This is a genomic window from Dysgonomonas sp. BGC7, assembly GCF_001261735.1.
GTDB lineage: Bacteria > Bacteroidota > Bacteroidia > Bacteroidales > Dysgonomonadaceae > Dysgonomonas.
In genome coordinates this window covers 32,140-57,916 of sequence record NZ_CVRP01000022.1, presented here as the reverse complement: position 1 = coordinate 57,916, position 25,777 = coordinate 32,140, and the positions used below count along the sequence as shown (strand labels likewise).

Sequence of the window (25,777 nt, the reverse complement as noted above, 5' to 3'; positions counted from 1 at the left end):
TGCGCACGCGGGTTCGGGTTCCCGCCTTCGCGTTTTAAGCGAGATCGCAGCCGATCATATTGGCAAAACGTTTCCTGAAGTTTGGGAAGCTGTTCAACTGAAATAATAGAAACAGGGCTGTTTGCTTTGAACCTGTAGTCCTTCTGCGTTCGCTTTCAAGAACTCGAATTACGATAACACGAATGCGAACGCGGGTTCGGGTTCCCACAATTGTAAAACATTAATCAGAGCAAAGGCCCCGCCCCTTGGCGAAAAACAAATATTCAAAAGGTGTTAGTAGGAATACCGAACGCTCCGATAAGAAACAAAGGCATGAAGCGAAAAGGAAACTTATACAGTAGAATATACGATTTGGATAATCTTTATCTAGCTTACAGTAAGGCAAAGCAAGGTAAATCGAAAACAAGAGGTGTATTGCAGTTCGAGAAGGATCTGGATAGAAACATTCTTCAGATACAAAAAGTATTGATGAACGAAACTTATGTTACATCGGAATACAATGTATTCGTTATCCGCGATCCTAAAGAGCGTACCATCTATAGCTTACCGTTCAGTGACAGGGTTGTACAGCATGCGATAATGAACGTATTGGAAGATATATGGACCTCTGTGTTTATCTCGCATTCTTATTCAAGCATCAAGGGCAAAGGCATACACGGGGCATGGAAACATATCAGGCGCGATTTGAGAAACCGGAAAGAAACTACTTATTGTCTGAAAATGGATATCACAAAGTTCTATCCATCTGTAGACCATGATATATTGAAACAGATTGTCCGGAAGAAAATAAAGGACACTAAGCTTCTGGTATTGCTAGATGGTATAATAGATTCTGCTCCGGGCATACCTATCGGAAATTACCTCTCTCAGTTTCTGGCTAATCTGTATTTATCCTATTTCGATCATTGGCTGAAAGAAGTAAAGAAGGTAAAATATTACTACCGGTATGCTGATGATCTGGTTATCCTGTGCGATAGTAAAGAGGATCTGCACCGGTTACGGATAGATATCGGATCTTATTTATCCGGAAAGCTCAATCTGAAGATGAAACAAAACTATCAGGTATTTCCCATAGTCTCGCGCGGAATAGATTTTTTAGGCTATGTATTCTACCATACACATACAATGCTGCGAAAACGCATAAAGAAGAATTTTTGCAGGCGTGTAGCCCGGTTGAACAAAAGTATAATGACAGCAAAGGAATACAGGATAAAGATATGCTCATGGATAGGATGGTGTAAATATTCTAATTCAAGAAATTTAATTAAAACGATAATTAAGCATGAAGAAGTTCTCGGAGCTTGGAATTAAGATACAGAACAATAGTAAAATATTTGAAGTGCCTAAAATATCAATTACGGATATTATTAACTGTGAAATAATTGTGATTGCTTTTCAAAAGGGAGTAAAAACACAGCATGGTCCTGATAGGTATGTAATAAAGATACGGCATAACAATAACGATTATAAATTCTTTACCAATTCGGAAAACTTAAAACAGGTACTTGATAAAATACCTGAAAATGGCTTCCCTTTTACAGTTACTATTAAGCAGCAAAGTTTCGGAGTCGGTAGTGGCAAAACATTTTATTTCACCTAAAAATAAATAATCATGCACAATTGGTTTGAATGTAAGATAAGCTATGACAAGCAACTGGAGAATGGTCAACAAAAGAAAGTAACAGAGTCTTATTTGGTCGATGCGTTGTCTTTTACTGAGGCTGAGGCCCGTATAATAGAAAACATTAAGCCTTATATCTCCGGAGAATTCAGTGTCGCCGATATAAAGCGAGCGAAACTAAGCGAAATATTTTTCAATAAGAATGGGGATCGCTATTTCAGGGCAAAAGTATATTTCATCACGTTGGACGAAAAGAACGGACAGGAAAAGAAAACGCCTTCGAATATGCTTGTACAGGCATGCGATATAAAAGAAGCTCTGAAGGTCATCGAAAAAGGGATGGAAGGAACAATGGCTGATTATACAATCGGATCGTTAACCGAAACTGGCATAATGGATATATTTCCTTATGATGCCGATAAAGCGGAAAAGCCAAAGCAGGAGCCCGATCTTTTGGATGGGATATATGAAGATCCTCTATATGATCAGGCGAAAGATCTATTGGCACATCATACAACCGTTAGCCCATCATTACTACAGCGTACCTACTCAATAGGCTACAACCGTGCTAACAGGCTATTAGATGCGTTGGAGCAACAAGGTATTGTAGGACCGTTTAACGGAGCATCGCCCCGGCGTGTGCTGATAAATGAGGAACATGAGTAAGAAAGCCAAACAGACGGAATTTCCTCCTATTATTGCCCGGTGCGAATACTGTCGCAACAATGAAGGTGAAAATAAGCGATTCGGCCATATGTGGAAATGTAAGGCATTAGGCTATTGTGTGCCTTTGGGTTATGGAGTTATAGTACCGGGAGAAGAATCACTTCATTATTGTGAAGCTATCCGCAAGGCTAAAGGCTTCTTTGTGTTGGATGAGGAAAAGTATAAACAGTTTGAGAAAGATAAAAGGTAATGGAAGAAAAAGAGTATAACGCATTCCTTAAAGGAAAAATAAAGATCGCAGAGAATTATGGCTTTAAACTGGATTTAGACGAAATAAACCCTCGCATGAAGTTGCATAATAAGCTGATGGTAAAATGGCTTGTAGAAGGCGGCAAGAGGGCTTGCTTTGCCTCATTCGGGCTTCATAAGACTGTAACCCAATTGGAAGCTGTCCGCTGTATGCTTGAAAAGTCATCCACTAATAGGGGACTTATAAATCTTCCTTTGAATGTAAGGCAGGAATTTATAGAAGATGCAGTAAATATATTGGGATGGAGTGAAGCCCCTAGGTTTATACGTCGCAATAATGAGGTAAAAGGAGATGGTATCTATCTAACGAATTACGAAAGTGTACGTGACGGACGTCTTGATCCTCGATTATTTCAGGTGGCAAGTCTTGACGAAGCCTCTACACTGAGGGGTGGCGGCAGTTCTAAGACCTTTCGTGAATATATGCGTTTGTTTACGGGTGATGCCGGACCTATGCAAGTTAGACGCGGAAAAGAGAATGTAAAATATCGTTTTGTAGCTACGGCGACACCATCACCTAATGACTATATAGAACTGCTAACCTATGCTGATTTTCTGGGTATCATGGATATATCGCAGGCAAAGACACGGTTTTTTAAACGTGATTCTACAAAAGCCGATAACCTGATATTACTCGAACACATGGAGGAGGATTTCTGGATGTGGATTGCTTCATGGGCCGTATTTGTGAATATGCCTTCCGACATAACGGGCAACCCTGCGGACGATGAGGGGTATATCTTGCCTGAACTTGATCTTCGATGGCATGAAATACCTACCGATCATAGCAAAAGTGAGGTTGAGAAGAGTGGACAATTCCGGATGTTTAAGGATGTAGCATTGGGTTTGCAGCAATCGGCCAAAGAAAAGCGAGAAAGTCTTGACGCACGTATTGACAAAATGATAGAATTACGGAGTGAGAATCCGCATGCACATCGTATTATATGGCACGATCTTGAAGATGAGCGAAGATCAATAGAAAAGGCAATAACAGGTATAACCTCAATATATGGATCACAGGATTATGAAAAGAGAGAAGAGGCAATACATGATTTTTCATACGGTCATATTCCTGAACTGGCAGCGAAACCCGTAATAGCTGGTAGCGGCTGCAACTTTCAACGTTATTGTAGTTGGGCTATATATCTGGGCATAGGTTATAAGTTTAATGATTTCATACAATCTATACATCGTTTGCAGCGATTTCTTCAAAAGAATACAGTTAGAGTAGATCTCATTTACACTGAAGCTGAACGTAATGTTCGCAAATCGCTAGAGGACAAATGGAAAAAACATAATAAACTGATACGAAAAATGACTGAGATAATAAAGAAGTACGGATTATCCCATGCGGAAATGGCACAAGCCCTTACTCGAAAAATAGGAGTTGAGCGTATGGAAATAAAAGGAAAGACATACACAAGTGTTAACAATGACAATGTTCCTGAACTAGCAGATAAAAAACGCTATCAGGATAATACTATAGGGCTTATACATACATCTATTCCTTTCTCTACTCAGTATGAGTATTCTCCTAACTATGCCGATTACGGACATTCGGAAAGTAATGAAGAGTTCTTTAAACAAATGGATTTCTTAACCCCGAATCTTTATAGAGTATTAATGCCCGGTCGTTTGGCTGTTATTCATGTGAAAGATCGTATAGTGCCTATGGGATTATCGGGCATGGGATGTCAAGAAGTTTATCCTTTTCATTTGGATGCTATAAACCATTACAAAAAACATGGTTTTGCATACATGGGGATGAAAACAATCGTAACTGATGTCGTAAGGGAGAATAATCAAACCTATCGTTTAGGATGGACAGAGCAGTGTAAAGATGGTTCTAAAATGGGTGTAGGTATGCCTGAATATCTATTATACTTTCGCAAACCTCAGACCGATCGGACAAATGCTTATGCCGATATACCGGTAGTAAAAGGAAAACACTATGTGAGTTCAGACAATGATTATGTTGAGTGTCCAAATTGCAAAACTAAAATTCATAAAAAATATGAGAGCACAGAGGAAAAAGGAACTTTTTATTGCCATAAGTGTGAAAAGGAAATGATTCCATATAGTAGGGCCCGATGGCAGATGGATGCACACGGATATACACGCAGTTCTGGCAATAGATGTCTTACACCCGATGAGCTGGCGAAGTTGGATTGTGATGTCATATTTCAGGAATTTAAACGGTATTCTTTGAGCGAAGTATGGGATTTTGAGCATGTGGTTACTATCGCAGAAACATTGGAACTTCATGGTAAGCTTCCTTCCGGATTTATGTTATTACAGCCTCAGAGCTGGAGTGATGAGGTTTGGACAGATATAACACGTATGCTTACTCTTAATACCCTTCAATCAGGGAAAGGTAAAGAAATGCATCTTTGTCCTCTTCAATTCGACATAGTAGACCGCGTAATAGAGCAATGTAGTAATATCGGCGATACGATTCTTGATCCGTTTGGGGGTATTGGAACAGTGGCCTATAGATCAATATTAAAAAAGCGTAAAGCAATTATAATTGAATTGGCTCATAAATATTTCTTAGACGGTTCCGTTTATTGCCGGGCCGCAGAGGAAGAAGTATTAATGCCGTCTCTATTTGATATCGTGGAAACTGTATAATTATATCTCCTATGCAAAGAACTATAATCATACCGATCCGCGAATGGAACGAGGCAAAGAGCCGCCTTGCATCCATAGAGCTTAAATTGGATAAGATACTGGTCGAAAGACAGAAGGATCTGTTAACCCCTGTTGAGGTCTGCGAGATATTAAAAATAAATCGCAATACTTATCAGCGATATGTAAAAGAGGGGATAATAGAACAAAAGAAGATAGGTAGCGGGGCAAATAGTAAGGCTTATGTGAAACGGGGCTATCTGGAAAGACTTATAGATGAGGGTTGCATATGATAGACCTTATCACATTGGTAAAGCCGTCATTGAGCGATGAGGAGATATTCAATATTGTTTGGCGTAACGGTTTACAAACAAATTCGAAGGATGGAGTTGTTTTTTATGACAACATAGGTACTAAGAATTTAAAGCAGCAGAACGGTCTGTTTATCAGGATAGAAACAAATGGCCGCCTAAAGCTAGAGGGAAGTTTGCATAAGTACCGAAATGACATAACGAATAACGGCCGGAATAACTTCGATCTATTTACGATGTCCGAGGCAAAAGGGACTATAGAGAGGCTATTATTTGACAAAGGTATTGTTGCGGAAGGTACTAGGGTGTATAATTATGAAGTGGGAATAAACCTGAATGTATCGAAAGATTGTAGGGCCTATATGGATAAAATGAGAAGTATAGGTCCGGAGGGAAATTTAAAGCCATTCTTTGTAAATGCCCGCTATAAAGACAAGCGAACAATAACAACTCTTTTTCATAAAGATTTCCGAAAATACTTTAAAGTATATGATAAAGTATTTGAGATGAAGGATCGTAAAAGTAAGCTGATACCGGAAGGAAATATATTGCGGATAGAAACAGTATTCAGGCGACAAGATAAATGTTTTGTTAACGATTTCTTTTCGCCTGATAATCTCCGAAAGATGGTAAATACATTCTTCCGCGATTGGAGAACAATACAGTTTGAGAAAGACATCATTACTCCTAAAGGAACAGGGCGCGCCCGTCAACAGCTATGTATCGAGATAATGAACAAAGGCCCTGATATTGTATTGCGTCAAGCCAAAGAGAAGCATGATAGACGTGTGCTAACAGATTGGGAGTATCGAAACATCCGGGAGTTTGTAACAAACGAATGGAATGTCCTGAAAAAAGAAATTCGCTATATAAAGAGTGATGAGGAATTGGAGTTCAGGCAATTAATGGCAGATTGCCAGACAATTATAGAGAATGATGATTACAGCACAAAATAGTAAAAACAAGAAAGGTTAGTTATCAATGAATTACGATGCAAATAGAATACGAAAAGGCATAAATGAGTATAAAAGTATAACTCATACGGCGACTTATATACATGCCGTAATATTCCGGTTGCTTGTCGTATATTTCCCGAAAGGGTAAGCCGATAGGCTTCCAAAAGGGAAATCAAAAAAAAGAGAATATGAGAAAGAACGAAGGAATAAATGTATTGAGTCTCTTTGACGGTATGAGCTGCGGTCAGATCGCTTTACGCCAACTCGGAGTAAAGATTCTGAACTATTACGCATCCGAGATAGATAAGTTTGCTATACAACAGACACAACATAACTTTCCTGATACTATACAGATGGGGAATGTAGTTCTTTTGAGATATGCTATGACTTGGAAAGAAAATACGGTTAATAGATTCTACCAATCGAAATGGATTAGTGAAAGGACAAAAGAAAGATTTAGACAAATATATAAAATAGACTGGAGTAGTATAAATCTTGTATTAGCGGGATCACCTTGTCAGGGTTTTAGCTATGCAGGAAAACAGTTAGCCTTTAATGATCCCAGAAGCAAATTGTTTTTTGAGTTTATTAAAATATTAAATCATATAAAAAGGATAAATCCAAATGTGAAATTTTTGCTTGAAAATGTAGATATGAAACGATCTCATATGAGAGTTATATCTGACTATTGCGGAGTGTTCCCTGTCAACATTAACAGCAACCTTGTATCGGCTCAGAATCGTAACCGTTGGTACTGGACGAATATCAGAACCAAGCAAGTAGGAATATTTGGAGAAATACATTCTGATATATCACAGCCAAAGGATAGAGGTATTTTATTACGTGATATTTTGGAAAAGAATGTAGATGAGAAGTATTATATTTCTCAATCGGTTGTTGATCGGATAAATAGGAAACAATATTCGAAGCCTGCAATTGATCCGGATAAAACGGGAACATTAAACACTAAAAATAATTCAGGACAAATGTCTATTGATTCGGGGACTACATTTATTTCAGTAAACGGAAAAGCCCCAACACAACGGAGTCCAACAGGAAGATGTCTTGATAAAAAATATAATTTTCAGTTCATAAAGTTAGACAAACAGGGTAATCCAAAGAAAGACCAATCCAAAGCATCCTGTTTTACGGCAGGTGCGCATTCGGCAGGTAATCACTCCGATATGGATTTAATTTGTGTTGCGTGCCTAGCCCCGAAACGTACCGAATATGGTAAACAAATAAGAAAAGCCTATGAAGCTGGGGATATTAAGGAGCAAAGGAAGAACATCCAAAGCTTAGAACCCCGTGAATATGGTAAAACAAATACATTGACCAGTGTTCAAAAAGATAACCTGATTATACAACTCGGAAGAGGATTTAATAAAGGTGGCATGCATAAAGACAAAACACCTACTCTAACAAAAAACAGTTGGGAGCATAATAATCATGTAATCCAATTAAATACATCTACAGAAAGCGGGGGTAAACAGCCATATCAACAAAATAGAATCTATGCTGATTATGGAATAATGCCGGCTCTAACGGCTGAGCTTGGAGGTAGAAATAATATAAGTACGAAAGATCGAATACGCCGATTAACCCCAAAAGAAGTATCACGCCTTCAAACTATTCCTGATTGGTACGAATGGATAGTGTCAGACACTCAAATTTACAAGATGTGTGGTAACGGATGGACGGTTGATGTAATAGTTCATATACTCTCATTCATGTTTATAGAAGAATTTAAACAAGTAACAGAACAATAAAGGACAATGATTATAGCAGTAGATTTTGATGGAACGTTGCACGATGGTGTTTATCCGGATATAGGAAACCCTTTTCCCAATTCGATATATGTAATGCAGCAATTAAAAGATAAAGGACACTATCTTATAATATGGACATGCAGAAACGGAGATAGATTGACAGATGCGATAAATTGGCTTTTAGAGAATAATATCCCGTTTGACAGGGTAAACGATCACGAGCCTGAAAATAATGCTAAATATGGAGGCTCAACCCGCAAAGTTTATGCACATCTGTATATAGATGACAAGCAGGTAGGCGGCCTCCCATCGTGGCCCGTGATATATGAATATGTATGTAAAATAGAGAAAGAATATTATCAAACTAAAATTATAGGAGAATTAGAGCAATGATACGAACAGTAACAAAAGTAATGGGTGAACCTCATTTGTTTGGCAATAAGTGGCATGTGTTGGTAGAATCCCGTAATTGGGGAAGTGCCCCTAATCACATTCTGGCATTTGACAGTAAAGAAGCGGCCTCCGCAATTGAGATCGGATATAAATATTCAACAGATGATATATACAGAGGCCAGCAAACGCTAAAAGTACAAGCCTTATCCGTTCAACAGCCCTTTGCTCTATTGGAAGTATTAGGAATAAAATATATTGAAAATAGGGCTTGGAAAACTGATTACAGAGGCCGGATATATATTCATGCGTGCGCTTGGAAAAAAGGTCGTTCAGCCTATCAGCTGACAGAGGAACAAGAAACTATTATATCACAAAACCCGATAGTGACCTCATTATTGAGCGAGAAAGATTCAATGTACTCTGCTATTATCGGTCATGTTGATCTTGTAGACATTGTTGAGAATAATAAATCTACATGGGCCTTGAAAGATCATTATCATTGGGTGCTGGCTAATCCTGTACTATTTGAGAACCCTATCATTAATGTAAAAGGACAATTGGGTATTTGGAACTGTAGAGAGATTATGATAAACGGAAATTTTAAATAACACAGCCATGAACGATAAAGATATAGAAGAGAAAGCGAAACAGAGAGCTAATGATAATTGGCGTCTGCCAGATGAAGTTAAATTGACATTGGAAATTGAAACGCTAAAACGATATACCGCTGATGACTATACGACTGGCTACACTCAAGCCATCACAGACCAATCCGACACCCTCTCTCAGTACAAGGAGGTGCTGAGAGAGTTGGTAGAACTTGCCCCGGTTGTAATTGACCCATGTGTAGCAGAAACTTACTTCGAGGCATTGGAGTGTAGACGCAAGTATATTTTAGCTTCTGAAAAAGCCAAACAACTATTTAATAACGAATAATATGGAAATGCCAGTACCATGTGACAAATGTGGAGAATGGGTAGAATTAAATAGTACCCGACAATCCGAAACAGATAGAAACAAGCTCTATTGTGAATCATGCTATGAAGTTGATAACGAAGTAGACACTTTGCATCAAGAAATATTAGACTTAGAGTATGATTTAGATAATGATGCCGAACACATGAAAGGTCAACGCAGGGAATATAAGAAAGAGATCAAAGAAAAGCGTGCCCGAATTGCTGAACTTGGCTATGACTATGAAGATTTATAATTGTAATAACGAATGATATGAGAAAGATATATGATAGTTCAATGAAGATAAGTAAGCCTTGGTCTAATATATATGACCGAGAAACACGAGAAGGTAAATTATACTGTGCAGGGCTATACACTTGCAAATATGGATTTGTGAAATGTACATCGGAGTATGATAATAATAGATCATATTTAAGATTTGCTTATAACGGTGTCCTTTATATGAGGACTATCCAAAAGTCATATTCTCCTAGAGGGCTTGCTATCATGGCAGGAAAATTTGTAAACGAGATCATTAACCCCGAATTACTAACCTCAAAATAAAGAAAGATGAAAGAATACAATAAAACAAAGTATTTCTATATACGGAATAAAAGATTCCATTTTAGATATAGTGGGTGGGATAGATGCTTCAACATACTGCCTTACATTGTTGTCAGAGCTAATCCTACAAAGATAGATTGGAGTGACTTCTCTATTGAATGCGGATGGCTTCTGTGGGCTTTTGGAATAAGAATAGAACCAAACTATAAATACGATTAACAATGAATTTCAAATACAGTTGCATAGGCGACAACACGCCTGAAAATAGAGAATGGTTAGAGAAGTTAGGATATAAAGATGAATTGCAATTAAAGCATCCAACCCCTATCATAGTAATAACAAGTGACGAGCTTACACAATACGCTCAGTTTTACACTAGTTCTATTGAAAAAGTAAAAGAAGCATATCCTGATTTGATTGATTGTACTGGTAATGATGAATTATTCCGAGCCGTAACAGCTATGAGGGATGATAGCGATTATATGCAGTGGTTTACGGATGGGGTGAAATGGACTCTATGTTATGAAGAAAACATATCGAAGTGGAGAGATATATACAATTTTAGAGATAAGAGTTTGATACACAAAGCCACCCTCGAAGAATTAATCAATCACTTTAGCGGATTCCACCATAAGTCAGAGGTGTAGAATAAAATTGATATGGTAATAAAAACAACAGATAGTATAACAAAAAAAATACTTATTCTTTTCTTTCTATTCAGCCAAGTTATACCAGCGCACAGTAACGATAGTATCGCAACAAGGGGAGAAAAAAGAACTGAGTGAGCTATTACTGTTTCAACCATACCTCAAAAGTAATAAAATAATTAAATCACTTTAAATAGAAATGAAATACAATGATCTAATAGATAAACTTGGTAAAGTAGTTGAAGAATCAAAATTGCTATTGCGTATAGATTCTGATGTAATTGCCATTGAGGGTAAATTCTTTCACGAATCAACAATAAATAAGATTCAACGGCTTTTGCAGCTATATGGCGAATGCCAATGGTGGATATATCCGTCTCTTACAATACAGGATGGCGTGATGTACACTATAAAAATATATCAATATAAATAACTGCCAAAAAATAGTAATTATCGAAATGAAAAAATTAAATGAATGGTTTAATATAAAGACAGGTATTCGACATTGGTATAGAGTTAAGTTTACCTATAAAGATAAAAGAGGAGTAAGGTTATGGGATGTAACAATGAATCGTTCCTTATCTGGAAAGCGATATATAGCAGATCACAGAATGCTATCAAGGTCAGTCAATTTGTATCAGATAGCCAAACAAAACAATCTCCCTTTATGTAATGGCGCATTAGAATCTGATCCGCAATGCTATCTAGGGTATTTTAGAAAATAGTAAATAAGATAAATAGCAAATAATAAGGGAATAAAGAAAGTCGAATTGTATATCTGTACATGTGATAATTGCGAATGTGATTATGAAGAGTATGATCTTTACATGGTTTATCCGGATCAAGAAGAGGCAGACAATGCAGTAAGAAATAACGGCGAATGGATAAGAGAAGGAGATAAGTATTATTGTCCTGATTGTTTTCGATATGATGAAAACGATAATCTTATCATAGATAAGAGCCGAAAAAGGCAGGAAGAGTAGTATATCTAAGAATAAGTTCAATATATATGATTAATGAAGAAAAAATAGTATATTTGAGTGTATTTAAGGATGTTAGATGTCCTTTTTGCAGGAAAGTACTTGCTAAAATATCAGAGGATACGGTTGGAGAATTAAATTTTAAATGTTCCCGGTGTAAGCAAGACGTAATAATTAGAGCTTCTAAGAAAGCCAAATAAATAGAGTTCCAGTTATCGCAGATACAGAGAGCCATTGATAGCGTAAATACGTTATCGGTGGCTCTCTTTTTTATTTCGAAAGTATGTTAGAAAAATTAACTGTAAAGCAAGAAAAATTTTGTGATCTGTATGTAGAAATGGGTAATGCCAGTGAAGCATATAGGCAGGCATATTCATGTGATAGTATGAAGCCGGAAACAATTAATGAACGATCGAGCAGATTACTAAAGGAGTACAAGATTAGTACAAGGATAAAACAATTGCAGGATAATTTGCGGCGTAAATCAGATATAACCAAGGAAAGGATATTAGAAGAGCTATCAGCGATTTTAAATTCAAGAATAACCGACTATTTGTCTTTTAAAAATGGCAGGATAAAATTCAAGAACTTCTCCGACTTATCGGAAACGCAAGTAAAGGCTATAGAAAGTATTAAAAAAGGTAAATACGGTATTGAATTAAAACTTCATGGTAAAAGTTGGACAATAGAACGTATCTGTAAAATGCTAGGATATGATATGCCGGAAAAGAGGGAGATATCAGGTGAAATAAGTCAATTAACCATATTTGAATTACCCGATAATGGCAGAAATAAGAATAAATAAGATACGTCCGCAAGACGGGTATCAGATGATGGCATTATCCAGTCCAGCAGATATTGTTATAGGCGGTGGAGCTGCCGGAGTGGGTAAGACATTTACACTGCTATTGGAGCCGTTGAGGCATAAAGATGTAAAAGGCTTTGGAGCTGTCATATTTAGAAGGACAACCCCTCAGATAAGAAGTGAAGGTGGGTTGTGGGATGCCTCTAAAAAACTATATAGTTATGTATTTGATGCCCGTTCGAAAGAATCATCTTATGAATGGCATTTTGGAGATAGATCGAAACTTAAATTTTCGCATCTGGAGTATGAAAAAAATATATATGACTGGCAAGGATCCGAGATACCAATGATAGGCTTCGATGAGCTGACACACTTTAGTAAGAAGATGTTTTTTTATATGTTGTCACGTAACCGGTCCACGTGTGGAGTAATACCTTATGTGCGCGCTACATGCAACCCTGATCCTGATAGTTGGGTATATGAATTAATAAGCTGGTGGATAGATCCCAATACGGGATTGCCAATACCGGAAAGAAAAGGAATCGTAAGATATTTTGTGCGAGATGGAGAAAGTTATATTTGGGGTGATACAAAAGATGAGGTTATAGAGAAGGCTCGATACTATTTAGAGCCGATGGTTGAAAGTTCTAAAGGACTAGCTACATATGACAACTTTATAAAATCTATAACATTTATAGGAGGATCTATATATGACAATGTGGAATTGTTGAGTATCAACCCTGAATATTTAGGTAATCTGGCTTCTTTGTCGGAAGAAGAAAAAGCCCGGCTATTATTAGGCAGTTGGAAACCTATAATAAGCGATAACGATGTCTATGACTATTATGCGTTTCGTGATATATTCTCTAATTCATTCGTCAGTAGGGGAGAACGGCGCATAGTTGTAGACGTTGCCGGAGAAGGTAATGATAAACTCGCAGCCGGATTTTTTGAAGGTCATAGGTTGGAGGATATAGAGATATACGATAAGACGACCGGCAAGGATGTAATAGATCTTCTTCTCAGATTCAAGGTAAAACATAAAGTAAGAAACTCGAATATACTGTATGATGCCGATGGAGTAGGTTTCTTCATCGGAGGAGAAAAAAATGGATTTATACAAGGATCAATACCTTTTCACAATGGAGGTAAGGCTATAGATACGGGTGATAATAGAACGTTTGCCAATCTGAAGACTCAATGTTATATCTATTCGGGAGAAAGAGCCGCCCGGGGTGAATCATATATATCTGAACATGTAGCGAATAAAATGTACGATGAAAAGAATACTATTCGTCAGCAGTTTATGCTCGAACGTAAAGCGATAAAAAAACAGACAAAGAAGGATGAGGAGGCAACCCGGCTGATACCTAAAGATGAAATGAAACAGAAATATCTGAATGGAGAGAGCCCCAATCTATTGGATATGTATATGATGAATGAATGGTTTGAGCTGAATAATAGTCTGATAAAGAAACCTTCAACATATAAAGAAGATGAATGAAGAAAAGAAAAATACAAAACATAAAATGATATTCGCAAAAGCCACCGCGTATGGCTATTGTGCAATAACAGTTTATGAGAATAAAGAAAAATTGATGGTGTGTGATATCGTAGAATCCGGTGATATAGATCAATTTATAGAAGATTTATCGTTTTTGGCCAGAAAGCATATCCCGGAGTTAGTTCAATATGAATGTACGGTGTATATGCATGAGTGTACCACTTTACGTAATATACTGCAACACGACAATATAAAGGTTAGAGGATATAAATCGGAAGGAACATATATTAACCGCATAGTATCACAAGCTCACTGGATAGAAAGCAATGTACTGGTAAATGAAATATTCCCATCTTTTATTGATAAGATGACGTCTTTCAATATATCCGATCCGGACAAGACAAATATAGCCTTAGATGTATTGTCGGATGCAACACAATATTTAAGAAGATTTTATTTCAAATAAAAAAGTATGGACATGAATGATATTATAATGAAAGTTAGTGAACTGACAGGTATATCACAAGTAGATATACTATCGAGAAAAAGAACACAGGATATATGCGAGGCCCGTAGGATATTTATATACATAATGATGATAAGGTTAAGTGAATCAAGAGCTGCTGTAGCCAAATATCTAAGAATGACAGATCAAAATGTATCGTATAACCTGATTGTATTTAATAATCAACTGAATTTATATAAAGGACTGAAAAACAAGATTGCAAGAATAGAAAATGATATTATTCCCATAACATAATACAAAAGTTATTTGCGAGTTATTTGCGGCTATTCCATGATAGGGATAGAATTAGGACTTTTGTTATTATTCGATTTTTATGGGCATATTAGAAAAGATATTATCAAGAAAAGGATATTTCAAAGGCCTTCCAATGAGTTGGATGACTTGGAAAGGAGATTGCAATTCGCCGGGATTTACTATCAAACTGGATAGCATGTCTGGATTGCGTGAAGCCTATTGCAAATGTTCGCCGGTATCTACTATTATAAATCGTACAGCATCATCTTTGTCAAATGGTAAATGGTGGATTGTAGACGAAAAAAATAACGATTCTAGTAAGCGATATAAGAATATATCCGATCTTATAAAGAAGCCAAATCCGCTACAGACACGTACCGAATTTATAATACAAACAGATACATATCGAAGTCTTTATGGTATTACTCATGTATATGCAGTAGTTCCTGAAGGTTTCTCATCTGTATCAGATGCAACAGCACTATGGCCCATAAATCCGGAACGTATAGAACCAATATTTAAAAAGGATATTATCTACTTTGCCCAAAGTATAGAGGATATTATAGAAAAATATGTGATTACTATAAATGGATCTACTATTGATGTTAATCCACGGCATATACTTACTATTCGGGATTCGTTCGGTGACATATCATATCTTAATAGAAATAAAAATACATCTCGCATAGGAGGGCTTCATTACGAGATACGTAATATTATTCAAGCTCAGGAAGCTATCTATTCCCTGAATAAAGATAGAGGCGCACAAGGCATTATCACCAATAAAACTAAAGATGCTTCCGGAAATGTACCATTTTCCCCTATAGAAAAAGAAAAAATACAATCCGATTATCAAAGAAAGTATGGACTAAACGAGTACCAGTCAAAAGTTATAATAACGGACTCAGATTTGGGTTGGTTACCACTATCCTTCAATGTAAGGGATTTGATGCTTTACGAAGGTATTAAGCAAAACATAGAGAGTGTGTCTGATGCACTTAATTATCCATTCGAACTTTTGGCTAACCAGAAGGGAACAACATTTGCCAACAGATCAGAAGCCATCAAATATCTGTATCAGGATAATGTGATACCTACCTCACGGATTTACGAAGAAAAATTTACAGAGTTCTTGGATCTTGAAAATGCAGTCATAAGCATTGATTTCTCAGATGTAGAATATCTGAAAGAAGCTGAAAAAGAGAAAGCTGAAGCACTTCTGAAAATGAATCAGGCTCTGCAAATACCTTATAAACTAAAAGTGATAACGAAAGAAGAATATAGGGTATTGTTAGACATGGATGAGAAGCCGAAAGGTACAACATACTATACCGAAGAAAATGGAAACAAAGTTACCGGTCAAAGTTGATAAGAAGATACTCGACCAAAAGAAGCAGGAAAAGGAGAAGCTATTAACAGATAAGAAAATAGTGAAGAAATGATAGACAAAAGTAAGTTTCAAAATAAATCAGAATTATTCAAATTTCTCAAAGATAATGAGAAACAGCTTGTTTCGCAGAAGAAGTTTGAAATGAAGAAGGCCGATGCAGTTTCCTACATTGTTCATTCTGTCAATGAGAAAGATGAGGCCGAAAAGGCCGCTGATAATGTGCAATACCTGCTTTCGAAAGATAAGATAAAGGTAAGAGTGATTATCAATACAACAAAGCTGTTAGACAGTCACGATGATGTACATATTGATGGCCTCTGGAAGAAATCCATTAAAGAATTAAAGCTGGTTTATCATCTTCAGGAACATTTAATGAAGTTCGATCATGTCATATCCGATGAGGTTACAGCATCTGTAAAGAAAATGACATGGAAAGAGATCGGGATAGATTTTGATGGACAAACAGAGGCTTTAATATTTGACAGTGAGATTGAAAAAGCGCGCAATCCTTTTATGTTCGAACAATATGCAAGAGGATATGTCAAGAATCATTCAGTAGGTATGAGATATGTTCAGCTATTCTTGTGCATAAATAGCAATGAAGCCTATTACTCATCCGAAAAGGCTAACTGGGACAAATATATTAACGAAGTGGTAAATAAAGATGCCGCCGAAGATAATGGATATTTCTGGGCTGTAACAGAAGCTAAATTAGTAGAAGGATCAGCTGTTCTTATGGGTTCCAATTGGGCTACACCTACACAATCAGTAAAAGAATCTGAGCCGCCGAGAGGCACTCAATATGAAGGGCCGGCACAGCCACCCGCACTAAAAAGTATGTTCAGTAAATTTAATCAATTAACAAAAAATTAAGATGAAAGAGATTTTTAAGAAAGCAAAACAAAACAGTCTGTACGGGCGCAGATGCAGTCGGCTGTTGAAAATGAAAGGCTTTGCAATCATAATGTTGCTATTTGTGGGCATATTGTATGCAGGGTCAGCCTTTAGTTCAGACAATACAATATCTAAGGTAGGCGGCACCGTGATGGGCGTGGCAATGGCTGCTCCTTTGGCGTTTGTGGTACCAAAAGAATTGGGATTGAGTGAGAATGAAGAGAAAGGTTTGGAGTCGCTGGCCAAACATTTGGGAGATCAATTAGACCAGCATCAGAAAGGATTATTAGATGGCCCTGAATTAAATGAGAAAGTAAAGAAGGCCTTCGAGCATTTTGTTGAAGATTATGGTATCAATAAAGATACACTCGGTAAATTAGAAAAAGCGTTGAAAGATCAGGGCTTGGAAATAAAAAAGATTAAAGACAAAGGAAGCCCTAGCGGAGAAACATTTAAAAAACAATTAACCGATTTTTTAGGCTCAGATTCTTTCAAATCTCAGATGAAAGCCGGTAAAGCAGAGGGTATGGAAATAAAAGCAGCCGCCGTAATAACTACTGCAAATGCGACTAATGCACCTCATGCCTTAAGTTATGAAGTTGTTCCGGGAATACAAGAATCTCCATTCGAACAACCGGTTATCCTAACAACCCTATTAAAGGGAATGACTTCATCCAGAACTATAATTTGGATTAATCGTATAAATAAAGAGGGAGGTGCAGCATTCATAGCAGAAGGTACACTAAAACCCCTTATGGATTGGGAATACGATGAAGAATCCTCAACAGCGAAGAAGATAGCTGTATCAACAAAGGTATCAACAGAAATGTTGCAGGATTTCGAATATATGGAATCCGAAATAAGACTGCTTTTGAATAGGGATCTTTATCAAGTGTTAGATAATAAGCTTTTGAACGGTACTGGAGGAACAACGGATCCGGCTGGTATTATAACAAACGCAGGGGGGTATATAGGAACGGGATTAGATGGAAAAATATTTATGGCTAACAATGCCGATGCTATCCGTGCGGCTATGCTTCAAATGAGACTACTCAATTACAAGCCAAACGTTGTGTTTCTAAATCCTACTGATTCCGCTGTAATGGATTTGACAAAATCAACTACCGGAAACTATATCAAGATAGAATTGGAAGGGATATTAAGAAGCCTTAGAATAATTGAAACGACTGAGATTCCCGCAGGTAATTTCTTGCTGATGGATACTGCAAAATGGATGGTTCGTGTTTATGAAGACTTCCGTCTCGAATTTGGCTGGGAGAATGACGATTTTCGCAAGAACCTTGTAACGGTAATTGCTGAAATGAGATTGCACTCCTATCAAAACTCTATAGATGCAGGATCCGTAATATATGAATCATTTGCAACAGTGAAAACTGCAATTGATGCTCCATCGGATGCAGCGTAACAATTTATAAACATATAATTAGAATATTATGTCAAAAGATACAGATAAAAAAGGGGAAGTGATCAAGCTGAACGAAAAGGTAACAGTTTATGCTACAGATAAAAGCAGACACTACAAAAAAGGGGAAGAAATAAAAGTTCATCAGGTATTAGCAGATAAACTGATAGCGGCTGGTAAAGCTACAAAAGAATCTCCTAAAAAATAGTAAAATGATCCTTATAGATAATACATATTTCATCGGGGAATTATCTCTACCTAACATACCGGTATCACCATCGGGAACGGCTAGTAGTGGCGTTGAGTTAGCATTGCAGACTGTAGGTGAAAATAATATTGACATATTTATAGATAAGTATGTTATAGACTATCTAACCCGCCTGTTTGGACGTGAACTTACCATAATCTTTTTGAAAGAAATATCTGAATCTTCACCCGATGAAATATGGACAAATCTAAGGGATCAGTTACTTATTGTAACAGTACCATATAAAGCATCCCCATTGGCCAACTATGTTTATTATTGGCTAATAAGGGATGCCCGTACAAAAACAACTCAAGCCGGAGAAGCAGATCCTACATTTGATAATGCCATAAATGCAAATAATAACTATAAGATGGTTAAGGCATGGAATGATATGGTAGATATGACATTCGATATTGATAAATGGTTCTGTAATCATATTGAGGATTATAAAGAATATGCAGGATGTTATACAGGGCGCAATGTGTGCAGCATAACCCGTAATATAAATACGTTCGGACTATGAAAGCAACGGCAAATGAAATAATGGGAAGTCTTATTTACAGGACATCACAAGCCCTTAATAAGAACCAACAATTCATTGATGGAATAAAGGAGTATTATTACTGGCTTTCGTTGATAAATGAAAATAAGCTCCATTTATGGCATTTTCCGGGAACTATGCAAGAAATATCACAAGTGTTTAAGGCCCTTGGAAAAGACTCTATAAATGGTAGTAAGTTGAAATTTCCTGCAATATTGAGCTATCAGGGTATCTATCAGGAACATAATTTTAATCCGGGTATAACTCTTATTCGATACAACCTTGCAATAGTAGCTCCTGTGTTGTCAGAATGGACTACCCAGAAACGCGAATCACAGGTTTATAAGTTGGTTTTGCGACCTATAGAAGAAGAGCTGATACGGCAAATAGAATTAAGTTCTTTCTTTCAGAAGCCAACAGGGAGATATCCTTATTCGAGTGCATATATACCAACAACGGGTAACACTTTAAACTCGATTATAAGAATTCAGTATGGTGATTTTATAGATGCTATAGAGTTGCCAAATTTTACACTAAAGGCCTTGAATAACATTTGTACGGCTAAAAGTAATGTAATAACAGAAGAAAGCGAAAAAGTAACAGATGAAATTAAAAACTTAATAAAATGAGTGGATTTATAGCAAGCCTATGTAAAGGCAACAAGAAAGCACATACAAGAGTGGGTGAATGTTCCATGTTTGAGGGTACACCCCATGGATTTATTATCCATGACAAAGGGAAATACTATCCTTTGGATGAAACACTATTCAATGCAGCTATTCAGGCAGGCATTATTGCTTTAGGAGCGGATCGCATTACTCCATTGCTCGGAGGTATCACAGACTACCAGCCGACCGGAGGAGATGTAAGAACATCACAAGAAGGATTCGGCCCTGAAACACCTATCGGTATCAATGCTAAGCGAGTGGATTACATAATCAACGAGGGAGGGCTTTGTTTATTCAAGGAATTGGGAAAGCTTAACGGAAAGCAAATACGGCTATTTCCCGTAGACAAAAACAAGATTGCATACGGTACAATAGCAACAATAGAAGGTAAAGATCATTTCAGAGGCTTTCTTGCTAAATTATGGAGAACAAAGCGTGATAATACAGGTTCTCAGACCGGGGCAATCATTTTGTCTGTGTTTTATGATGCTGACTATGAAAATGAAGAAAATGCGATGGCTTCTATTGCTCTAACTGGAGATGTGGAAGGACTTACAGGAGTCGTATTGCAAAGAAGCGGAGCAGGTAAGGCGAAGTTTGTTATTGCATGTTCCGGCGAAGACCTTACAGAGACATACGGAGCAACATTGGCAACCGCGGCTTTATATAAAGATCCTACAGGTGCTAATCCTACAACTGTGACATATGCTGCCGGAGAATTGACATTTGATCCTGTAGGCAAATATATGATTGGAGATGCGTCTGTTCTTGATGCAGCCGATATAGAAGGGTATGAGGGAGAAGAAGAATATACTGACCTGACATGAAACAGCCAGTTTATACAATCGGGAATTTCTCCATCGGTTTTTCAATAGAAAGCATCCGGAAAAGATATACCCCGGACAAGAAAGAAGAATTCTTTGATGATGTTCAAAAAAAACACGAAAATGTAAGTAAAACGGAATTGAAGAAGGTTCTGAAAAGGATATGGGAAGAAGCATTTCCGCAAAAGGAAAATAACGAAAAGGGTGCGGAATAGCACCCTTTTATATTTATAGATATGGCGACAATAGCAGGATTTAAACGACAATTCGAACAACTTTATGGAAATGAAGGGGAAGGAATAATGGTCATTGTATCAGAAGAGGTGAATAAAACATCAGATGTTATACTCGATCTGAACCGTGATCAGCTGCTATATGGACGCGATACAGCCGGAAACGAATTAACCCCCGGTTATTTATCAGATCCTTACTTTAAGACTTTTGAGCAGGCTAGAACATACTTTTATATGAAATTTAGCATGCTGCAAGATCACGAATCTATGAAAAGCTATACAAAAGTACAGCTTTTCCCGAAGAAGGATTATAACACCCCCAATCTGATAGTAAATGGTAATTTCTTTTATAACTATTTTTTCATAACCGTAAGCCTTGACAACTATACAATAGGATCGAGTGGTAAGGCTGCAAGTGACATCGAACAGAAATACGGCAAAGTTTACGGACTAGCCCCGCAATCTCGTCAATTCTATTATGACAACTGGATCAGGCCTATGATATGGCTAAATATTTTAAAACACTTATCGAAAAAATGAGCTGTAAAACATGTAAAAAAACAATATCTAATGAGGGATATCAAAAGATCAGGGAACTTGCGAAAACTATTTCCCAAAAAGATAATAAAACACAAATCATTATCGAAATCGAAGGAAAGCGATATATCGAATGTGAAGAATGCTGGATCAAATCCGGACGAATCGGGCAACCAATCGAATACTTTATTGTATGACGTATATACATGCCCGTTGTCTGTATATATTGACATTACCTGCAATGAAGATAAAATAAGAAGCCTGATCATAAAAGGAGATGCGACACTGGAAGAGTTGGAGAATGCCCGGTTTAAATTAATATCCGATTTTGCCGATATATCCAATAATGGAGAGCTGCAAGCCTATTCCGATGTGATAGGATCTTTGTATTATCAACGAAATATCATATTAGGATATGAACTGTCTCTTAATCTTATAATAGGCGGCAAATTTGATACAGCAATAGGCTATCTGAATAAGAACGGCATACAGTGCTATATCCCTCAAAACAAAGAAGAATTAAAGAAATTAGTAGATAAGATACTGCTAAAAAGAAAAAATAGATTAGCAAAGCTAAAAGAAGCTCAGGGGAGGTATAATGCTCTTTCTTCCGGTAAGGGAGAAAAGCCAACACGTAGATACTATAATAAACTTCTTGTGATGTTATCTACCTGTGAAGCAATAAAAATGCAACTGAAAGCCAAAGAGATGACAGTTGCTGAATTTGCTGAATATATAAATATGTTCAATGAGTACCAAAATCAATTAAAAGTGAGGAAAAATAAGCATGGCTAATACAGAAATGATTGATCAGCTGGTCAGTGATAGTGCGCTGAAAGGCTTAGATACATTAAATACAAAGTTGATTTCTTCTTATGATGAAATGGAGAAGCTCTTGGGACAAGTACAAGAATTATCGACAGGATTAAATAAAGCCGGAAATTCCTTTACCGATGTTTCGAAACTAATAGAGCGTCAAACAAAAGTAGAGCAGGAACTTAACAAGGTAACCGAATCTAATATTAAGATAAGAAAAGAAATAGATGCGGCCGCCAAAGAAAATGCTCAGACTACCAGTAATCAGGTAAAAGCAATGGAGGCTTTACGGAATGAGTATAACAATTCCGCAAAAGCGATAGAAAATCAGACTCGAGCTGCGAATGATAGTTCTGAGGTGTTTAAAGAAGCCCGAAAAAATATAGATGATCAGGCTAAAAACCTTGTGATCCTCAAAGGTGTGCTTAGTGGTACCCAGCAAGAGATGAGAAATCTTGATAAGGTGTATGCATCCGGAGGAATGACCATTGAGGACTATAAGAACAAGAAGGCTGAGCTAATAAAGCAGGAGCAACAGCAAAAACAAGAAATAAAACAAGAACAGAGCCTGCTAAAATACAATACACAGGTACTTAATACCAATATAGAAAGTTACAATAGGCTGTCGGCTCAGTATAACATAATGAAGGCTGAACTGAACGGATATTCAGAAGCGGAAATTCAAAGTTCAGAAGCTTTGAAACAGAAGCAAAAAGCAGCTCTAGATGTATATACCCAAATGAGTAAATTACAAGAGGCTACCGGAAAACATACTCTAAGTGTTGGTAATTATGCAAAGGGATGGAACGGGCTGAATGTTCAGGTAAACCAATTAGTAAGAGAGTTGCCTGCTTTAAGTATTGGTTTCAATACGTTCTTTCTTGCTATATCCAACAATTTCCCTATGCTATTGGACGAAATAAAGAAAACCCGCATGGAAGTAACGGAACTGAAAGCACAAGGAATGCAAACGGTACCCGTATGGAAGCAAGTTTTATCGGGATTTTTGTCATGGCAAACATTATTAGTGGTAGGTATTACCCTATTATCTAAATACGGAACCGAACTGTTTAAAATGGCCGCAGGATTATTCAAAACAAACAGTACTGTAAAAACATCCATAGAGTTGCAAAAGGATGTCAACAAAGCTATGCAAGAGGGAAGTTCGAGTACAGGAAATCAAATAGTAAAAATAAAGACACTTCAGGAAGAATGGAATAAGTTAGGTAATTCATTATCCGAAAAAACAAAATTTATAAAAGATAATAAAAGCTCGTTTGATGAGCTGGGAGTTTCAATAACGACAGTAAATGATGCTGAAAATTTACTTGTAACGAATACTGACAGGTTTATAGAATCTTTAAAGTTGAGGGCACAAGCGTCCGCTGCTGCTGAGTTAGCCAGTAAAAAATACAAAGAACAAATAGAAAAAGAAGAAGAAGCCCGTATAAAAAGGGAAGAAGCAGAAGAAGGTCGCCGAAACAGGACTATAAACTCTACAGACGTTATGAGAGATACCCGTTTTGACAGATCGGGTGTGACAGAAATGGCAGATCAGAGGGCTAATGCCATAGATAAAGAAGCAGAAGCGTTAGATAAAGAAGCAGAAGCGTCACGTAAAGCCGGAGATGCATATTTTGATCTAAAGACATCCAGAGAGTCAGAGGCCGATGCAGCCTTAAAATCAGCTGGCATTAAGATTAAAGCTCTGACAAAAGAGAAAGATGCACAGGAGTCTCTTCTTGAAAAACAAAAGAAATTTCTTGAAGAAGAAGCTAAATTGAGAGAGGATAACAAAGCCAAATCTATACAAATAGAGGCTGAAAAGCATAAAGATATAGCTTCGAGTGAAACAGAAGCTATGGAAAGTCGCCTTGCAGCAGTGAATGTCTATTCTCAGCGACTACAGGAGTCTATAGAGATAACGCGTAAAAATCAGATAGCTACTGTAAATAAACAAATGAAGGAACTAGGCTTGTCGGAAGATCAGGGTAGAGAGCATATATATCAGATAAACCAGAAGGCAGATGAGGAGATTTTGAAATTGGATCGTGAAACCAACAAATTAAGACTTGATATAGCAAAGGACTTTGAAAAAGACTTCATTAAGAATGCAGAAAGCGCTATGAGCAAAAGGAGTGCCGCCATAAATGAATCGTTACAAAAAGACTTGGTATTGGCTGCAAAAGTTTACGAGCAAACGATGAAAGCTGCAAACAGCGAAACAGAACGTAATAAGATAACAGAGGACTACCAAAAAGAACGCTTGCAGATTATTCGTCAATATAACAATCAGGCATACGAAGAAGAAATAAGCTATCTGGAAAAAGTTGTGGAATTGACTGATATAGGTGAAGATGAAAAGCAAAACATTAGAGATAAAATAAATGAATTGCGAAAAAAACATGCCAAGGAAGTAGCCGACTATGAAATTGACCAATTCGAGTCCAGTGCAGAAGGAGCAACATCTGCTCTGGAACAACTGTCTAAAAAAATACAACGTATATTAGACGATCAGCGCACTAAGTCCATATTGGAAACGTGGGGGATGGTATTCGATTCCATGACTATGTATTATGATGAGCAAATAAAGTCGATAGATGCATTGGAAAAGAGAGAGCAGGAATATTATGAGGACAAATTGAAAATGATAGATGAAAATGTAGAAGCTGGGTTGATGTCTGAAGAAGAAGCTGATGCCCGTAAGCGCATACTCGAAGAAACCCAACTGGAAAGAGAAAAACAATTTGATGAGCAGCGTAAAGAAATGCAGCGTAAGCAAGCTATATGGAACAAAGCCAACTCTATAGTACAAACAACAATCGCCGGAGCTCAGGCCTTTGCCGTAGCATTAACCGCAGGGCCTATATTGGGGCCTATACTGGCAGGTATTGTAGCCGGAATGGTAGCGGCTCAGATAGCTATGATTGCAGCACAACAAATACCGGCTTACGCTAAAGGTACGGATAGTCATCCCGGAGGGCTTGCCCGTGTCGGAGACGGAGGTAGACCGGAGATGGTAATATTCCCATCCGGAGAGATCTGGAAAACACCCGCAACCGATACATACGCATATTTACCAAAGGGTACGGAGGTATTACCTGACTACCAGAAAGCCATGTCGGAAATGATGGTTCACCCTTCTTTATCGTATTACGATGATGATAGCGGCAAAATGATATTGCTTCATGATGATGTGTTGAGGCACAATACCAGAGAAGCCAATAATCAGCTTAATTCTATTAACAGGGGTATAAATGCCATACGATTGAATAATATATATTCCGGCAATAAGTACGGATCAAATAATAGATTAACAAACAATATATTTAATTAA

32 protein-coding genes and 1 pseudogene are annotated in these 25,777 nt (G+C 37.3%); all 33 read left to right on the top strand.

What is annotated here, in order from left to right:
- Nucleotides 1-312 precede the first annotated feature (312 nt).
- The 33 genes and pseudogenes from BGC7_RS16780 (at nt 313) to BGC7_RS16630 (ending at nt 25,777) form a co-directional block, all read left to right on the top strand.
- On the top strand, nt 313-1,311 hold the full coding sequence (locus BGC7_RS16780) for a reverse transcriptase/maturase family protein (RefSeq protein WP_050702758.1): 999 nt from the start codon (nt 313-315) through the stop codon (nt 1,309-1,311).
- Complete coding sequence (locus tag BGC7_RS16775) at nt 1,283-1,600, top strand: hypothetical protein (RefSeq protein ID WP_050702757.1); 318 nt, start codon at nt 1,283-1,285, stop codon at nt 1,598-1,600. Before BGC7_RS16780 ends, BGC7_RS16775 begins: the two co-directional genes overlap by 29 nt.
- Nucleotides 1,601-1,612: 12 nt before the next feature.
- A pseudogene (locus BGC7_RS18230) lies at nt 1,613-2,065 on the top strand (DUF4494 domain-containing protein); the annotation flags it as partial.
- A 9-nt stretch (nt 2,066-2,074) separates the two neighbouring features.
- Entirely contained in the window at nt 2,075-2,287 is a 213-nt protein-coding gene (locus BGC7_RS18225) for a DNA translocase FtsK (protein ID WP_369799105.1), read from the top strand.
- Nucleotides 2,280-2,537: a hypothetical protein gene (locus BGC7_RS16765; RefSeq protein WP_050702756.1), complete on the top strand. Its 258-nt coding sequence runs from the start codon at nt 2,280-2,282 to the stop codon at nt 2,535-2,537. The genes BGC7_RS18225 and BGC7_RS16765 overlap by 8 nt, the downstream gene beginning before the upstream one ends.
- Nucleotides 2,537-5,227, top strand: a complete 2,691-nt coding sequence (locus BGC7_RS16760) for a DNA methyltransferase (protein WP_050702755.1) — start codon at nt 2,537-2,539, stop codon at nt 5,225-5,227. Before BGC7_RS16765 ends, BGC7_RS16760 begins: the two co-directional genes overlap by 1 nt.
- Nucleotides 5,228-5,238: 11 nt before the next feature.
- Nucleotides 5,239-5,517, top strand: coding sequence for a helix-turn-helix domain-containing protein (locus BGC7_RS16755; protein WP_050702754.1), 279 nt, complete (start codon nt 5,239-5,241; stop codon nt 5,515-5,517).
- Nucleotides 5,514-6,491, top strand: a complete 978-nt coding sequence (locus BGC7_RS16750; RefSeq protein WP_050702753.1) for a hypothetical protein — start codon at nt 5,514-5,516, stop codon at nt 6,489-6,491. Before BGC7_RS16755 ends, BGC7_RS16750 begins: the two co-directional genes overlap by 4 nt.
- A gap of 188 nt (nt 6,492-6,679) precedes the next feature.
- A complete protein-coding gene (locus BGC7_RS16745; RefSeq protein WP_157258769.1) occupies nt 6,680-8,260 on the top strand; it encodes a DNA cytosine methyltransferase in 1,581 nt (526 codons plus the stop codon).
- A 6-nt stretch (nt 8,261-8,266) separates the two neighbouring features.
- On the top strand, nt 8,267-8,653 hold the full coding sequence (locus BGC7_RS16740) for an HAD family hydrolase (RefSeq protein WP_050702751.1): 387 nt from the start codon (nt 8,267-8,269) through the stop codon (nt 8,651-8,653).
- Nucleotides 8,650-9,261, top strand: a complete 612-nt coding sequence (locus BGC7_RS16735; RefSeq protein ID WP_050702750.1) for an ASCH domain-containing protein — start codon at nt 8,650-8,652, stop codon at nt 9,259-9,261. The genes BGC7_RS16740 and BGC7_RS16735 overlap by 4 nt, the downstream gene beginning before the upstream one ends.
- A 7-nt stretch (nt 9,262-9,268) precedes the next feature.
- A complete protein-coding gene (locus BGC7_RS16730; RefSeq protein WP_050702749.1) occupies nt 9,269-9,589 on the top strand; it encodes a hypothetical protein in 321 nt (106 codons plus the stop codon).
- 1 nt (nt 9,590) lies between these two features.
- Nucleotides 9,591-9,863 carry a hypothetical protein gene (locus BGC7_RS16725; protein ID WP_050702748.1) on the top strand — a complete coding sequence of 91 codons (273 nt, stop codon included), beginning with the start codon at nt 9,591-9,593 and terminating at the stop codon, nt 9,861-9,863.
- Nucleotides 9,864-9,880: 17 nt separating this feature from the next.
- Nucleotides 9,881-10,171, top strand: coding sequence for a hypothetical protein (locus BGC7_RS16720; protein ID WP_050702747.1), 291 nt, complete (start codon nt 9,881-9,883; stop codon nt 10,169-10,171).
- A gap of 6 nt (nt 10,172-10,177) precedes the next feature.
- Complete coding sequence (locus BGC7_RS16715) at nt 10,178-10,390, top strand: hypothetical protein (RefSeq protein WP_050702746.1); 213 nt, start codon at nt 10,178-10,180, stop codon at nt 10,388-10,390.
- Nucleotides 10,391-10,392: 2 nt separating this feature from the next.
- Entirely contained in the window at nt 10,393-10,818 is a 426-nt protein-coding gene (locus BGC7_RS16710) for a hypothetical protein (protein WP_050702745.1), read from the top strand.
- A gap of 199 nt (nt 10,819-11,017) precedes the next feature.
- On the top strand, nt 11,018-11,251 hold the full coding sequence (locus BGC7_RS16705) for a beta-N-acetylhexosaminidase family protein (RefSeq protein ID WP_050702744.1): 234 nt from the start codon (nt 11,018-11,020) through the stop codon (nt 11,249-11,251).
- A gap of 394 nt (nt 11,252-11,645) precedes the next feature.
- Entirely contained in the window at nt 11,646-11,801 is a 156-nt protein-coding gene (locus BGC7_RS18000; RefSeq protein ID WP_157258768.1) for a hypothetical protein, read from the top strand.
- Nucleotides 11,802-12,081: 280 nt separating this feature from the next.
- A complete protein-coding gene (locus BGC7_RS16695; protein ID WP_050702742.1) occupies nt 12,082-12,603 on the top strand; it encodes a terminase small subunit in 522 nt (173 codons plus the stop codon).
- Nucleotides 12,581-14,107: a terminase large subunit domain-containing protein gene (locus BGC7_RS16690; RefSeq protein WP_050702741.1), complete on the top strand. Its 1,527-nt coding sequence runs from the start codon at nt 12,581-12,583 to the stop codon at nt 14,105-14,107. Before BGC7_RS16695 ends, BGC7_RS16690 begins: the two co-directional genes overlap by 23 nt.
- Nucleotides 14,100-14,573, top strand: a complete 474-nt coding sequence (locus tag BGC7_RS16685) for a hypothetical protein (protein ID WP_050702740.1) — start codon at nt 14,100-14,102, stop codon at nt 14,571-14,573. Before BGC7_RS16690 ends, BGC7_RS16685 begins: the two co-directional genes overlap by 8 nt.
- A gap of 12 nt (nt 14,574-14,585) precedes the next feature.
- Complete coding sequence (locus BGC7_RS16680) at nt 14,586-14,867, top strand: helix-turn-helix domain-containing protein (protein ID WP_157258767.1); 282 nt, start codon at nt 14,586-14,588, stop codon at nt 14,865-14,867.
- Between the two features lie 133 nt (nt 14,868-15,000).
- On the top strand, nt 15,001-16,236 hold the full coding sequence (locus BGC7_RS16675) for a phage portal protein (protein WP_157258766.1): 1,236 nt from the start codon (nt 15,001-15,003) through the stop codon (nt 16,234-16,236).
- A gap of 69 nt (nt 16,237-16,305) precedes the next feature.
- On the top strand, nt 16,306-17,130 hold the full coding sequence (locus tag BGC7_RS16670; RefSeq protein ID WP_050702737.1) for a hypothetical protein: 825 nt from the start codon (nt 16,306-16,308) through the stop codon (nt 17,128-17,130).
- A 1-nt stretch (nt 17,131) separates the two neighbouring features.
- Entirely contained in the window at nt 17,132-18,577 is a 1,446-nt protein-coding gene (locus BGC7_RS16665) for a phage major capsid protein (protein ID WP_050702736.1), read from the top strand.
- A gap of 28 nt (nt 18,578-18,605) precedes the next feature.
- Nucleotides 18,606-18,782, top strand: coding sequence for a hypothetical protein (locus BGC7_RS17995; RefSeq protein ID WP_157258765.1), 177 nt, complete (start codon nt 18,606-18,608; stop codon nt 18,780-18,782).
- A 4-nt stretch (nt 18,783-18,786) separates the two neighbouring features.
- Nucleotides 18,787-19,344, top strand: coding sequence for a hypothetical protein (locus BGC7_RS16660; protein WP_050702735.1), 558 nt, complete (start codon nt 18,787-18,789; stop codon nt 19,342-19,344).
- Nucleotides 19,341-19,991, top strand: coding sequence for a hypothetical protein (locus BGC7_RS16655; protein ID WP_050702734.1), 651 nt, complete (start codon nt 19,341-19,343; stop codon nt 19,989-19,991). The genes BGC7_RS16660 and BGC7_RS16655 overlap by 4 nt, the downstream gene beginning before the upstream one ends.
- Nucleotides 19,988-20,857 (top strand): hypothetical protein, encoded by an 870-nt coding sequence (locus BGC7_RS16650; RefSeq protein ID WP_050702733.1) that lies wholly within the window; start codon nt 19,988-19,990, stop codon nt 20,855-20,857. The genes BGC7_RS16655 and BGC7_RS16650 overlap by 4 nt, the downstream gene beginning before the upstream one ends.
- Nucleotides 20,854-21,069 (top strand): hypothetical protein, encoded by a 216-nt coding sequence (locus BGC7_RS16645; protein WP_050702732.1) that lies wholly within the window; start codon nt 20,854-20,856, stop codon nt 21,067-21,069. Before BGC7_RS16650 ends, BGC7_RS16645 begins: the two co-directional genes overlap by 4 nt.
- Nucleotides 21,070-21,090: 21 nt before the next feature.
- A complete protein-coding gene (locus BGC7_RS16640; RefSeq protein ID WP_050702731.1) occupies nt 21,091-21,627 on the top strand; it encodes a hypothetical protein in 537 nt (178 codons plus the stop codon).
- A 30-nt stretch (nt 21,628-21,657) separates the two neighbouring features.
- Nucleotides 21,658-22,419, top strand: a complete 762-nt coding sequence (locus tag BGC7_RS16635; RefSeq protein WP_050702730.1) for a hypothetical protein — start codon at nt 21,658-21,660, stop codon at nt 22,417-22,419.
- Entirely contained in the window at nt 22,412-25,777 is a 3,366-nt protein-coding gene (locus BGC7_RS16630) for a hypothetical protein (RefSeq protein WP_050702729.1), read from the top strand. The genes BGC7_RS16635 and BGC7_RS16630 overlap by 8 nt, the downstream gene beginning before the upstream one ends.